The sequence below is a fragment of the Helicobacter sp. T3_23-1056 genome (assembly GCF_053654535.1).
The window spans coordinates 1-13,425 of record NZ_JBSIUU010000010.1 but is presented as its reverse complement, the minus strand read 5'-3'; the positions used below and the strand labels follow the sequence as shown (position 1 = coordinate 13,425).

At 42.8% G+C, this 13,425-nt stretch carries 12 protein-coding genes; 3 read left to right on the top strand and 9 right to left on the bottom strand.

All coding sequences use genetic code 11. The annotated features are described in order from the left end of the window. Positions 1-133: 133 nt before the first annotated feature. The 3 genes from ACWIUO_RS06565 to ACWIUO_RS06555 form a co-directional block, all read right to left on the bottom strand. Positions 134-1,282: an EamA family transporter gene (locus ACWIUO_RS06565; RefSeq protein WP_454177111.1), complete on the bottom strand. Its 1,149-nt coding sequence runs from the start codon at positions 1,280-1,282 to the stop codon at positions 134-136. After that, positions 1,240-2,619, bottom strand: a complete 1,380-nt coding sequence (locus tag ACWIUO_RS06560; protein WP_454177110.1) for an SLC13 family permease — start codon at positions 2,617-2,619, stop codon at positions 1,240-1,242. Before ACWIUO_RS06560 ends, ACWIUO_RS06565 begins: the two co-directional genes overlap by 43 nt. A 260-nt stretch (positions 2,620-2,879) precedes the next feature. Further along, on the bottom strand, positions 2,880-4,916 hold the full coding sequence (locus ACWIUO_RS06555) for a TonB-dependent receptor domain-containing protein (protein ID WP_454177109.1): 2,037 nt from the start codon (positions 4,914-4,916) through the stop codon (positions 2,880-2,882). Positions 4,917-4,965: 49 nt separating this feature from the next. Here ACWIUO_RS06555 and ACWIUO_RS06550 point away from each other — a divergent pair, with 49 nt between their 5' ends. After that, positions 4,966-5,187 (top strand): hypothetical protein, encoded by a 222-nt coding sequence (locus ACWIUO_RS06550; protein WP_454177108.1) that lies wholly within the window; start codon positions 4,966-4,968, stop codon positions 5,185-5,187. Positions 5,188-5,205: 18 nt separating this feature from the next. On the opposite strand, the gene ACWIUO_RS06545 is transcribed toward ACWIUO_RS06550, so the two are convergent. Together ACWIUO_RS06545 and ACWIUO_RS06540 are read right to left on the bottom strand one after the other, a co-directional pair. Next, entirely contained in the window at positions 5,206-5,352 is a 147-nt protein-coding gene (locus ACWIUO_RS06545) for a hypothetical protein (protein WP_454177107.1), read from the bottom strand. A gap of 412 nt (positions 5,353-5,764) precedes the next feature. Then, positions 5,765-6,970 (bottom strand): sugar transporter, encoded by a 1,206-nt coding sequence (locus ACWIUO_RS06540; RefSeq protein WP_454177106.1) that lies wholly within the window; start codon positions 6,968-6,970, stop codon positions 5,765-5,767. Positions 6,971-7,152: 182 nt separating this feature from the next. Between ACWIUO_RS06540 and ACWIUO_RS06535 the strand changes: the two genes are divergently transcribed. Next, on the top strand, positions 7,153-7,695 hold the full coding sequence (locus ACWIUO_RS06535) for a hypothetical protein (protein WP_454177105.1): 543 nt from the start codon (positions 7,153-7,155) through the stop codon (positions 7,693-7,695). A gap of 265 nt (positions 7,696-7,960) precedes the next feature. Here the strand turns inward: ACWIUO_RS06535 and ACWIUO_RS06530 are convergent, their stop codons facing one another. The 4 genes from ACWIUO_RS06530 to ACWIUO_RS06515 all read right to left on the bottom strand — a co-directional run bounded on the left by ACWIUO_RS06530 (position 7,961) and on the right by ACWIUO_RS06515 (position 11,745). Next, positions 7,961-8,731, bottom strand: a complete 771-nt coding sequence (locus ACWIUO_RS06530) for an enoyl-ACP reductase (RefSeq protein WP_454177188.1) — start codon at positions 8,729-8,731, stop codon at positions 7,961-7,963. A 77-nt stretch (positions 8,732-8,808) separates the two neighbouring features. Next, the gene (gene dapA / locus ACWIUO_RS06525; protein ID WP_454177104.1) at positions 8,809-9,690 is read right to left on the bottom strand and encodes a 4-hydroxy-tetrahydrodipicolinate synthase; all 882 of its coding nucleotides are present in this window, start codon (positions 9,688-9,690) and stop codon (positions 8,809-8,811) included. 332 nt (positions 9,691-10,022) lie between these two features. Beyond that, positions 10,023-10,628 (bottom strand): FAD-dependent oxidoreductase, encoded by a 606-nt coding sequence (locus ACWIUO_RS06520; protein ID WP_454177103.1) that lies wholly within the window; start codon positions 10,626-10,628, stop codon positions 10,023-10,025. A gap of 358 nt (positions 10,629-10,986) precedes the next feature. Further along, entirely contained in the window at positions 10,987-11,745 is a 759-nt protein-coding gene (locus ACWIUO_RS06515) for a hypothetical protein (RefSeq protein ID WP_454177102.1), read from the bottom strand. Between the two features lie 296 nt (positions 11,746-12,041). Here ACWIUO_RS06515 and ACWIUO_RS06510 point away from each other — a divergent pair, with 296 nt between their 5' ends. Beyond that, complete coding sequence (locus ACWIUO_RS06510) at positions 12,042-12,965, top strand: class II fructose-bisphosphate aldolase (RefSeq protein WP_454177187.1); 924 nt, start codon at positions 12,042-12,044, stop codon at positions 12,963-12,965. The last annotated feature ends 460 nt before the right edge of the window (positions 12,966-13,425 follow it).

Below are 13,425 nucleotides of genomic sequence, written 5' to 3'. Positions count from 1 at the left end.
AGATTCTATGATTTTGGTTAGATTTTGGCAAAAGTTGCTTAGATTTTATGGCAAAGATTTTGTAGATTTTTGGCAAGTATTTCTTAGATTTTGTCTAAGTTTGCGCTATGAGAATATTTTGGCTAGATTTTGCCTACTTTGTAGAATTTTGCGCAGAATCTTTTTTGATTGCATTTAGCCCTATGAGCGTGCCAGAGAGCAAGATAAGGGTGATTCCAATGCTAGGCAAGAGATTTGGGAAGCTATCGCCTAGCAACACGCCCAAAAACACGCTCCACACAATGCGCATATAAGTGATAGGGGCGACTACATTTGGCGAGGCAAACATATAGGATTTTGTCATTAGCCATTGCCCGATTGTCCCCACCACGCCTGTCAAAATAAAGAGAATCCACGCAAAAGACGAGGGGAAAATAAAACCCCCCATTTTATCAATGCTGACACACATTCCTATGATTCCCACGATACACATCATTACGCCATACCACAGCACGACTGCTTCGCTTGTGTAAAATGCTTTGAGCGTGGGAATGGTAAGAAACGCGATAGCGGCAAAAATCGCCCCGATGATTCCAATCACCGCATTAAAGAGCGGAATCTCGCTTGCTTCAGGGTTTGCCACCAAAAGCACGCCTACAAATCCTACGATAGTCGCTATAAACGCAAACACACTAGGCTTACTGCGCGTGAAAAATGAGAGAAACACCACAAAAATGGGCGTGGATTGTAAAAATGCCGTAGCGATACCGAGCGGGATAGTCGCGAAATTGTAATACGCAATGCTTACCGCCACCCCGCCAAAAAGCCCGCGCATAAGCAGTGAGGAAAATCCGCCTTTTTGCTTTGCTTGCAGTTTGGGCTTTTTTATGCGCGGGGAAATGCGTGAGAGTGCGGGGAAAAAGAGGATTATGCTATAAAGCGTAAGCACCATAAAAAACGCGCGGAAAAAGACATTTTCCATCGATGAGTAGCCAAGCATAGTGAGGTATTTTAAAAGCGCGTTCATAAGGGCTAAGAAAATCGTAGAGAGGAGCATTAGCACAATACCCCAAAAAAGCGTTTTTGGGGATTTTGTGCGGGGTTTTATGGTAGATTTTGTCGCAGATTTTGTGTCGGCTTTTGTGGGGGATTTTATGGTAGATTTCGTGGGAAGTCTTATGATAGATTTTTTGGCGGATTTTGTCGCTGATTTTATGAGGGTTTTTGTTTTAGATTTCATCGTAGGTTTATCACCAAAATCTAAAAGCTGATGACGCCTAGCATAGCCCCACTCACAAGGCACATAACGCTAATCCCCCACACCCAAAAAAACGAAGTTTTGATATGCTCTTTTATGCTTACCCCTGATAAGCCACACCCTAGCAGTGTCGCAGGCACGACAGGGCTTATAAATGTCGCGCAGTTTCTCCCCACTACCATAGCTATCCCAAGCGCACTAGAGCTAATGCCAAATGCCTCTCCCACAGCGATTACGATAGGGAGCAATCCATAAAAATACGAATCCGTGCAAAAAATCAACGCCATAGGCACAGCACTTAGCCCCACCAAAAGCACCAAATGCCCTCCCATAAATTGTGGCATTATTTCTAAGATTAGCTGTGCCATAAGTTTCATTATCCCAGATTTATCAAACACGCCGATAAGCACGCCTGCGGCAAGCAGGACGGTCGCCATCATCATAGCCGCGCTAGAGGCTTCTTTGAGTATGGATTGTTGGTGTTTTAGATTTGGGTAGTTTAGGATAAAGCCAAGACTTACGCCTATCATAAAGGGAAAATAGCTAGGCAAGCCAGAAAACACGAGCAAGACTAGCACAAAGATTAGCAACGCTACATTTGCCCAAAATCTATCATCACGCGTTAAATGCGACTTTTTACTATCCTCAAACGCGCTATCGATAAAATCATTTTCGCTCTTAGGGTTTAGCCCTAGCGCGATTCGTTTGGATTCTACAAATCCCATATAAATGGCTAGGCATAACGCCAAGATAAGCCCCACTATTTGCATAGGCATAAGCTCTAGCCATAGTTTTGTGGCATCTTGACTAATGATACTTGCCACGCGCAGTGTAGGACCACCCCACGGCAAAAGATTCATAACGCCCATACTCGCGGTTAAGATTAGCATTAAAGTGCTTGTGCGCATCTGCATTTTGACATAGATGGGCAAAAGCGCAGGGATAGCGATGAGAAAGCTCGAAGCCCCAGAGCCGTCCAAATGCGCGATGATTGCTATGATGACAGTTAGCACGCAAACGCCATAGGGGTTTGCAGGGATAGAGCGCAAAAGCGCGTTTATGATACGATTAAAAACGCCTGCTGAACTAAGCAGGGTAAAAAATAAAATAGAAAATATAAATAACGCCGCTGTCGCAGATACACTCCCAATGCCACTTTTTACAAAATCCCCTAGCTCTTTTAGCCCAAAGATTCCACTTTTTATCCCAAGTGCCTTGCCGATACCCGCACCAATATTTAACGCCTCTAGCCCAACAAGCCCAAATCCCACAATACTTGAAATGATGATAAAAGTCATCGCAGGCGTTGCTTTGTCTAATATCAGTAGCAAAACCATCGCAATCAGTGCCACAAAACCGATAATGGCTAATAGTGTTTCCATTTATTGTCCCTTTGCATTTATCTGTTGAACATCTAATTGCTAAAAATTATTAGCTATGAGATTTTAATCCAAAAAAGCCAAAATCTAAAAACAAATCAACAAATACCTTGCAATATTTCCAAAAAATTACTTTTAGAAACATTTATAAAAACACTTAGTCGCGCTATCAAAGCCTACTGCCACACTTGCGCGCGCTGTATCAAAATCTAGTTTCAACAAAATCTAAACATTAAAAAATCTAGTCATTCAAAAACTAGGCTTTAAAAATCAACTACCAAAGTTACAAAATATCGCCTGCCCTCTTGGATTACGGGACCATAGTAGCTTACATTTGCATTTGAGCTACCATAAGTGTAGTTTCTAAAATCCGCGAGGTTGGTATCTAGCAGGTTGTAAATCCCCGCATTTACCCTCACATTATCCGTGATTTTCACCCCTGCTCCTAGATTTAGCACGGTGGAGGGTTTGTAGTAGATTCCGCCGAGTAGCTCTTTTAGCGCGACTGCTTGCGCGCTATTGCCTAGCGCAGTGGTATTTACGATACCCTCTCTAAAGTGCGCTTGCAAAAACACATTAAAGCGCGAGTATTGATAGGCGATTTTGCCAAAGAGATTGTTTCGCGCAGTGGTGCTTAGCGGGTTGCCTTGATTGTTCCCTGAAGTGATTTGTGAATCAATAAAAGTATAGCTCACATCAAAGCTAAATCCATACAGCGGTTTTAACCCAAAGCTCGCCTCTATGCCTTGCGAATACGCGCTATTGGCGTTATACGCCCTACTACAAGTAGTCGCTCCGCTAGTGCTACACGCGTCATTATTTGCGCTCGTTACGCTTTGAGATTCGATTTTGTCGCGGAAGTTTGAGCGAAAGAGTGTGAGCGAGAAATCCACATATTTCATATCTAGCACCGTGCCTATTTCATAGCTTATGGAGCTTTCAGCCTTTAAGTTAGGATTGCCGATAAATGGCAACGCGCCCTGCCTACCATAGCCATAGACTGCGTCAATGGTTTGGTTTGCATAAGGGGCTTTATATCCTGTGGCGACCCCGCCTTTTATCGCCCAACCTTTGAGAATCTCATAGACGAGGTAGGCGCGTGGGCTTACATTATGCCCGAATTTATCGTTGTAGTTATACCTTGCGCCAAGTGTGAGGGTTATCCCGCCCCATATATTCCACTCATCTTCGGCAAATAGTGCCAAAGTGTTGCGGTTATGGCTTGCAGGCGTAGCGGCTAAGTCGTGGTAGTTTTCAAAGCGGTATTCCGCGCCGACATTAAGGAAGTTTGAGCCTACAATCGTATTTTCAAAAAGCGGTGCTAATAGCCTAGAATCTACAATCACATCATTGCTAGCGATTCCGCGATTTTTGGTAGCATTTGGGTTGGCACTAGGACCTACGACAAGTCGCCCTGTGTTTTCTGTGTGCATAAATTGAATCGTGTTTTTCCACGAGCCATAAGAGTAGTCGCCTCTGTGTGCTAGGGCAGTGGCGAGTTTATTTACCCCCACCCATTTTTCATAGCCACCTGTGTAGTTTTGCCCGCTTAAGTTTGCGCCGAGTGTGCCGATTTGCCCTTCTCGATTATCATAAGTGGAGTTAGAGTAGTCAATATCCGCAAAATAGGTGTTTTGCTCGCTTGGTTTATAGGTAAGACGCCCACCGATATTAAGCATTAAAAATTGCGTGCCAAAGAAACTATTTACTACATTGCCTTTATTATCGGTGGGTTTTTCGCTCGCTTCTCGTTTGATATGTCTAGCACGCAGTGTCAATCCTAGAGATTTTGCTTTATTTAGGGGACCTGAGAGGTAGAGAGAATGCTGATAGGTGTCGCCAAAGGTTGCAGATTCTGGGACTATCGCGGTGTTTTGCAGTGAGCCACCCCATTTATCGCTTATGGGCTTTGTGATGACATTTATCACGCCGCCTAGCGCGTCTGAGCCATAGAGCGTGCTCATAGGACCGCGGATTACCTCTATGCGCTCTATCGCGCTTGTAGGGGGCATAAAGGTATTATACACGCCTACGCCTAGATTTGCTGTGGCGACATCACCGCTTGGATTTTGTCGCAAGCCATCGAGCAAGTAAAGCGTGTAGCCTGCTGGCATACCGCGAATGCTAATGGCGTTTGCGCCGAGTTTATTGCTTGTGCCCTCCAAGCTAACCCCCGGCACTTCTTTTAACGCCTCGCCCAAATCGCGGTAGGGCTTTTGCTCTAGCTCCTCTTTGGTGATGACCGTTACGCTAGCTGGCGCAGTTACGACATTTTTCTCACCACCTGAAGCAGATTGCACGGTTACTGATACTTTTTGAAGTTCTTTTGCTTCTAAGTTGTCGTATTTTTTGTCGTGTTTTAGTTTGTTGTATCGCTGGGCTTTTTTGCCTTTTTTGCTTGTAGATGGATACTGCGAGGCAGAATCTTGCGCACCAACATCTGTGGCATTAGTAGGATTTGTAGAATCTATGCTTTGGAGGGATTCTTCTCCCCCCTCCGTTGCAGAGGACGATTCTTTTAGTCCCTCTTCTCTTGCAGAGGGAGTTTTAGGCTGGGTAGAATCTACATAGCTTTGAGAGTTTGCGGAGTTACTCTCTCTCGTTGTCGGCGAAAGAAAGCGAGCTAGCTAGGCTAAGCCCCAAAGCACAAGTTGCCATAAACTTACTAGGATTTTTACCAAAAATAGATTCTGTTTTAGAATCTAGTGCATTAAATGCGATTCGTGAGAGATTCATAAATGCTCCTTTTATTAGAAATATGTTGTTCTTGCTAGATTTTATTTTTTGAAATCATTTTCTAAACAAGACGGGGTGCATTATAATCAATAAAAATAAAATTGCGCGTGATTCTTAAAACTTATCAAAATATGCGTGATAATGAGAGAGATTCGCTTATTTGGGATTTTGAAAGGGTTTAAATTTTGCAAGTAGATTTTTGGATTTTGGATTTTGTGCGGCATTGGCGTATAATATTTATATATTTTTATGCAAATAGATTTAATATATCCATAAAAGGCGTTTCGTAAATGTATATTAAATGGTTTGTGAAATAAATGTGAAAAATATTGGGGATAATGATACAAAATGTAATGTTTGAAAACGCTACAAAAATGTTTTAAAAGTAATCAAAAGCAATAAGGCACAAAATCTAGCGCATCTTTTTAAGTCGAAAATATCGAAACGCCCTTGCAAAAGGCATTTTCCGCACATAATACATACACGCCACAAACGCCACTCCCCCGCCTACAAACCCCACAAACTCCACGCCCACCCTCTCACACACCACCCCACCGATAAACGCTCCACTGCCAATGCCTACATTATAAATCCCCGAAAAAATCGACATTGCCACAGCACTTGCCTCTGGGACGGAGGCTATGGTTTGGGATTGAAAGACGATATTAAAGCACGCGATGGCAAACCCCCAAAATCCACATAGCAATATCACTAGCCACAACGAATGCGCGATAAAATACAGCGATAGCAAACTCCCCACCACTCCAAAAAGACATAGATTTACAAAAGCTAAATGGTGCTTGTCATAATATTTTGAAAAAGCTATGCTAGCCAAAATCCCACTCCCTCCAAACACGATAAGCGCGTAAGTAACCGCGCTGTCTTTGATTTCTTTTGCCAAAAATGGCTCGATATAGCTATACGCGCAAAATTCCCCCGTGATAAAGACAAGCGTTAGGATACAGATTTTGCGAAATGGTGTGTTTGCAAAGAGCGTGGGGAGTGTTTTGAAAGAAATATTTTGGCTAGATGGCATAGCAGGAAACACTCGCCAAAAAAGCACCAAAATCAAAAACGCCACCACCCCTATACACGCAAATGTGCTACGCCACGCAACATAAAGCCCGATAACGCGTCCGATAGGAAGCCCTGCGGTAAGGGCTAGAGAGCTACCCGCCACGATAAATCCTAACGCCATACCGTGCTTGCCTCTAGGGGCGGCTTTTATCGCCATAGGTGAGGCTATCGACCAAAAAAGCGCGTGAGATAGCGCAACCCCTATGCGCGAAATCATAAGCATAGCAAAGCTCATAGAAATCGCTGATAGCGCGTGGCTAAGCACAAAAACTATCATCACGCATAGCATAAGCCTGCGAAGCTCTGTGTGAGAAAAGCTAAGCATAAGCGGGAGTGAAGCTAGTGCCACCACCCACGCATAAATAGTGATAATCCACCCCGCCCCAGCCTCGCTCATACCAAAATCGCTAGCTATCGCGCTTAAAAGCCCTATGGGGATAAACTCGCTTGTGTTAAACACAAATGCAGCGCACGCCAAACTAAGCACAGGAAGCCACGAAACAAAACTAATATATGCGCGTTTTTTTTGCATCGGCGTCATTTGGGAAGCCTTTTTTTGATATTGGATAATCGCAATTATATTGAATGTTTTTGTTGGATTTTATTGATTTTTGTGGAGTTTTTAGAGTCATTTACTATTGATTGGGGGGGGGGCGATAATATTGTTTTGGTGCTATTTGCAAATCTTGCAATGCCAAACATATCATAAATGGAGAATCTAGTATGGAAAAAGATTTAACACCTGCTTTTGTTTTGAGGATAGAAGGGGAGGGCGAGTATTTAGAGGGCGCACAATGGGCGTGGATACATAGCGTAAGGGGGTTTAATTGCCCTAATGAGATACAAAAATGCAAACATCAAAAATACTTAAAAGGGGAGCGTGAATTTAGCGAATTTCACAAAAAAGTAAAAATTGGCGTTGATTATCCATTTGAAAAAGTTGATTCCACCAAAATCCCCATAAATCCTAAAATCAAAGGGCACAATGGCGAAGTTTTGCATTATCTTTGCATAGATTCAAGTGGCAAAGACTATTTGCACATAGGGTTTATTTATGAGCAAGGTAGCGAGGTTAGGGGGGATTTTATGGGGCAGACTATCATCATCAAAAACGCTAAAAATTTAGATTTTGATTTTAGTGAAAATAGTGCGATAGGCAATGAGGTGCGCAAAAAATACGCACATTTAGATGAGCCAAAAGTAACTAAAAACTCCAAAGCTACCGAGTGTAGAAACTTTTGGTTTGGGGCGTATTATTTTGGGTAGTTAGCGGGGGTTTAATCATAGCTAAAATCAAATGCTTTTGAAATTGATTTTAGATAAAGCATAAAATCTCTTTTTTGATTCCTTTGATTTTAGCTAATCTTTTAGCTAATCTATGTCTAGCGTAACGCTTTTTGCTTGCGTTTGTAGCGTTGCCAAAGCAAAAACGAAGGTGTTTTTGCCTACTCCATTCCGACTCTTTTGCGCCTCTTTTTCCCCCTCACTCACTTTGCAACCAAAATCCAAACAAGATTTTACTTACTAGATTTTACTTAAATGTCGTCCCACCATCAATGACGATTGTCTGCCCTGTAAGCCACGCGCTTTGTGCATTATCACAGAGGAAATACGCCGCCCCTGCCAAATCCTGTGGCGTGCCCATTCGGTTTAGCGGGGATTGCTCCTCCACTTTTGCCCTAACTTCCGCATAGTCTGGGAATGCCCGCAACGCATCAGTATCGATAGGACCGCCACTTACGGCATTTACGCGGATTCCCCATTCGCCTAGTTCAGCTGCGGCGTATTTCACCATTGTTTCTACGGCGTTTTTAGAGTTGCCGTGCCCTGCGTAGTTTGGCATATAGACTAGATTCCCTGTGGAGCTTAGCGATACGATAGCCCCGCCGCCGACTTCTTTCATTCGCTTTGCTGCTTCTTGCGCGCCCACGACAAACGCTAGCACGGTGGCGGTGTAGATATTATTTAGCCCTCGTGGGCGAAGTCGCATAAACGGACCAAATCCCCCAGCCACGCTTTTGCCATAGATAATCGCATTGGAGACAAAAAAATCCACGCGTGCAAAATCTGCATCAATCTTGCTAAAAAGCTCGACATATTGCTCAGGCTCTAGCACATTTAGCGGGTAAAATCGCGCTTTTATCCCGTATTTAGATTCTACATCTTGGGCGATTTTGCTCGCTTCTTCTTCGTTTTTATTGTAAGTGAAAGCCACATTTACGCCATTTTGAGCAAATTTATACAAAATCGCCTTGCCTATGCCTCTTGTCGCTCCGCTTATCACAAGCGTCTTGCCTTTCATTTCGCCACCTGTTTTGTCATTTTGGCTTGCCATAGACTCTCCCCCACAGCAAGCATTATTTTTATTAGAATCCACACTCATTTGCACACCTCGTATTGTTGTAAAACTTGCTCAATCAAACGCATATTTTCCACGCTAGGAGCGACCAAAGGCAGTCGATACTCTAGTGTCGGGATAAGCCCGCTCAAAAACATTGCCGCTTTGATAGGTATAGGATTGCTTTCACAAAATAATACCGAATTTATATCATAAAGTTCATTATTTATCGCTTTAGATTCCAATATTTTGCCCTCTAGTGCGCAGTGCGTAAGGCTAGCGATTTTATCGGGTAGTAGATTCCCCGTTACGCTTATCACGCCCTGCCCGCCATTTGCTAGTATGGGGTAGTTTATCGCATCTTCACCGCTAAAAATCGCTAGCCCCTGTGCGTGGGTGTTTAGATTTATGATTCTCTCCATTTGCCCACTTGCCTCTTTGATAGCTACGATATTTTTCACTTCATCAAATAGCCTTATAGCCGTGCTTACTTCGATATTTACGCCCGTGCGCGATGGGACATTATACAACACAAGCGGGATTTCCACTGATTTTGCTACGGCTTTGTAATGCTGATAAAGCCCCTCTTGACTTGGTTTATTATAATAAGGCGACACGCACAAAATCCCATCTGCCCCGCATTGTTGAGCAAACCTAGCTAGCTCGATAGCCTCGCTTGTGGCATTGCTCCCCGCACCCGCTAGGACTTTTGTCTTGCTTCCTTTGCACACACTTACCGCCATTTCTATGCACTGCTTATGCTCGCTATGGCTTAGCGTGGCAGATTCTCCCGTAGTCCCCACAGGCACGCACGCGTCCATTCCACAGCGGATTTGCCTTCTTAGCAAGCTCATAAATGTCGCTTCATCTACCTTGCCGTCTTTAAACGGCGTGATAAGCGCACTCATCGCGCCTTTTATCATCATTGCTCCTTAAAATGCTTTGTTTGGGGTTTTTTATTTAGATATTTTAGAGTATGGATTTTGCAAAAGGCATATTGTAGCATATTTTGTAGTTTTATAAGTAGATTAGTTATGTGCAGGCTATTTATGTGTAGATTTGGCTTGTCGGGTTGGCTATGTGAAAATGGTTGAGAAAAATCTGCTAACAGATTTTTTCGCAAAACCCAAAGCCAGCAAAACAAAAACCACAAAAAGCACGAAATCTAGCAAAATCTAGCTTTTACGACACTCCGCTTTTTTGTGGCGTCTTGTGGCGTGTTTTGTCGCGTCTTGTGGATTTTGGTTGCGTCTTGCTACTTCCTTGAAGTAGGCGTATCGTGGTGGTAGGCTACCTCTCCTGCTATATCGCTAAGTATAGCACACGCCGCCTCGCTAGCAGAGCCCATAGCAGTCGTTACCATAGAAGTAACCCCAGAGGCGATTCCAGCGACATACGCGCCCGTTTTTAGCTCCTGCCTACCGCTCCACTCTAGGCGGACTTTGTTTGGGCGAGGGATAAGGCTATGTGGGCGCACAAACTCTGTAAATCCCGCAATTTCAAACGCGCTAGCCCCTGTGGCAAAAATCACATATTCGCTTTTGATAGGGCTAAACCCCTCTCCGCTTGTGATAAACTCACCCTTTTGCCCGCTTACCTCCGTAGCTTTGCCCGTGATATAGCGCACTTCAAGCATTGAAGCGATTTGAGATTTTAGCTGTGAGTAAATCTCGGGTGCTTTCGCTCCCAATGGAAAAAGAGGGGCGTTATAAATCGCAGCAGCAGCTAAATCGCCCTTGCCCTCATCGATGATAGTTATCTCAAAATCCTTATCCGCAGATTTTGCACTCGCAAAAATCAGCGCGGAAGTAAGCCCCGCGATAGAGCCACCGATAATGCTAATAGAAGTTTTCTTAGCCATTTTATGTCCTTTGTTTTGATTTATATTGCGTAGAATCGTTTAGATTTTGGCTATTTTAGATTTTGTAAATGCCTAGCCAAAAAGCAAATAATGGCAAATCAAAGCCTATCAAAATCATAACAAACCTTAATCACAAAGCCCCTCACAAGCCTGTTACAACCTTGCTACAAAGCCTATAAACAAAATCTAGCCTAAAATCTTTCCTAGCTTTTTTGGCTATGATTCTAGCGCGGAAATTGTAGTATAAAAATGATAATGTGGCGCAAAATTTGAAAATGAGAAAAGTTGCGTTGTGCTAATGTTTTACGCTATGCGTATTTTTCAAGCCACATTAGTGATATTAGTTTGGTTGCTTTGATTACTTTTCAAAATGCTTTTTGCCAAGTTGCCACAAATACAAATCTAAATCTTTAAGAGTCGCACTTAGTTTGTAATGTTTTTGAAAAACACGCAAAATCTTTATAAACTCCGCATAATCTCTTAAATCATTTTGGTTAAATGTTTGCTTAAGTTCTTTTCCAATACCTTGCTTTTGGTGCTTAAGTCCTTTTTCGATACCTTCCTTAAAATGTGTCAAAACCTTTGCCACATAACTATCATAAATAGCGTATTTTTCACTATTGTGAAAAGAGCAAAATTTGGTAGCAAAGGAATAAAAAATGATTTCTTTGCCTTTTTTGTTTTTTAAACCACTTTTGGCGATTTCCCCCACTAGATTTTCATCACCACTTTTTAGCCTCTCATCGATATTTTCCACACCGATGATATGCTCTGCCACAGCAAATACATTAAAAATATTGGTGCTATAAAAAGTATTTAGTGCAAAAACCTTTATAAAAACTTCGCTAAGATTGTTATTTTGTGGATACACCTTAAATAGCTTGTTTAGTGCGGATTCTTGTTCGCGATAACGCTCCATTTTAGAATCTGTTTTAAACGCTTTTAGATAAAATTCTAGCTCTTTTTGACTTGGCATTGGGATTTCCATTTGGCTTGTTTTGTGCGTTTGGCTTATTTGATTTGTTTGTTTCATTTGGCTTGTTTGGCTTGCTTGGTGTGTTAAATTATCGCCCTGATTTCTGCCCCATTTGTTTTGTTGATTTTGTTGATTTTGCATTTTAGCCCCTTATTTTTGTGTTGAATTTTTGTCTATTTAAGCAAAAATATATTTGCATTTTACCCCCCCCCTAACTTAAAATTTACTTAAAAATCACTTAGTATAAAATCCGCCAAACCCCCCACAAAAATCCGCGAAACAAAAAAACAAAAAAGGATTTTTGCGTATTAAAAGATTTTAGCTACACTTAAGGTTTTATTTTGGCTTTGGGCTTAGTGGCTATCACAGCACCTAAGACGCCCCAAATCCATAATCAAAAACACAAAATCCAAACAAAATCCAAAAAGGAGAATCTAATGCTAGTTACAGGAAATGAAATCCTCCAAAAAGCCCACAAAGAAGGCTATGGCGTGGGCGCGTTTAATTTTGTCAATTTTGAAATGCTTAATGCGATATTTCTTGCCGCTGATAAAGCAAAATCCCCGCTCATTATCCAAGCAAGCGAGGGCGCGATAAAATATCTGGGCATCGATATGGTGGTAAATCTCGCACGCACGATGGCAAGCCGATATAGCCATATCCCTGTGGCACTCCACCTAGACCACGGCACGAGCTTTGAATCCTGCAAAAAAGCCATTGACGCGGGATTTACCTCCGTGATGATTGACGCCTCTCATCACGAGTTTAGCGAAAATCTAGCCCTCACCACGCAGGTTGTCGAGTATGCCCACGCCAAAGGTGTGAGCGTAGAAGCCGAGCTAGGGCGATTGCAAGGTATCGAGGATAATATTTCAGTTAGCGAAGCAGACGCCGTGCTAGTCAATCCCGCAGAGGCAGAAGAATTTGTCGCCAAAAGCAAGGTAGATTTCCTAGCCCCAGCCATCGGCACAAGCCACGGCGCGTTTAAATTCAAAGGCGAGCCCAAGCTAGATTTTGCCCGCCTCCAAGAAGTCAAAAAACGCACCAATATCCCGCTAGTCTTGCACGGCGCAAGCGCGATACCACAATATGTGCGCGAGTCTTTCCTCTCCACAGGCGGCGATTTAAAAGGCAGCAAAGGCGTGCCATTTGACTTCTTGCAAGAAGCGGTAAAGGGCGGAATCAACAAAGTAAATACCGACACGGATTTGCGCATAGCCTTTATGGCGCAAGTGCGAAAGGTGGCAAATGACGACCCTACGCAGTTTGATTTGCGCAAGTTTTTCACCCCTGCGATGGAGGCTATGAGCGCGGTAATCGCCGAGCGAATGGAAGTGCTAGGTTCTGCAGGCAAGATTTAGCAAAATCTAAGAATCTATAAAAATCTAGCCCAAATCTAGCAAAAAAGATTTTAAGCAAAGCCAAAAACTTACAAAAATAAAGAATCTTAAAATCTTAAAATGCAGGGGGGCGATGTGGTAGCAAGGTTAGTAAAAAAGAGTAAAAAAGGGGGGGGGGACAAGACATAAATTTAACCCCCCTAAAAAACCCACGAAACAATATGAAGCAAAATCCCCCTAAAAATCTTTCTTAAAAAATCTTTTTGTAAAATCTATCCCCTCCACACATTATTAACGCGTTATGTGGCACATTATATGACGCGTTAAAAAACGCGTTAAATGTCCCGCTACGCACCACATTAGCCATTTTTACGCGCTTTTTTCATCGTTTATTTCCAGCATTCCGTATTATTGATTCCCACGCTTTGTGCGCTAAATACAGGATTTTTGCCCGCCTTTTTCTGCGCTTCATAATCACGCA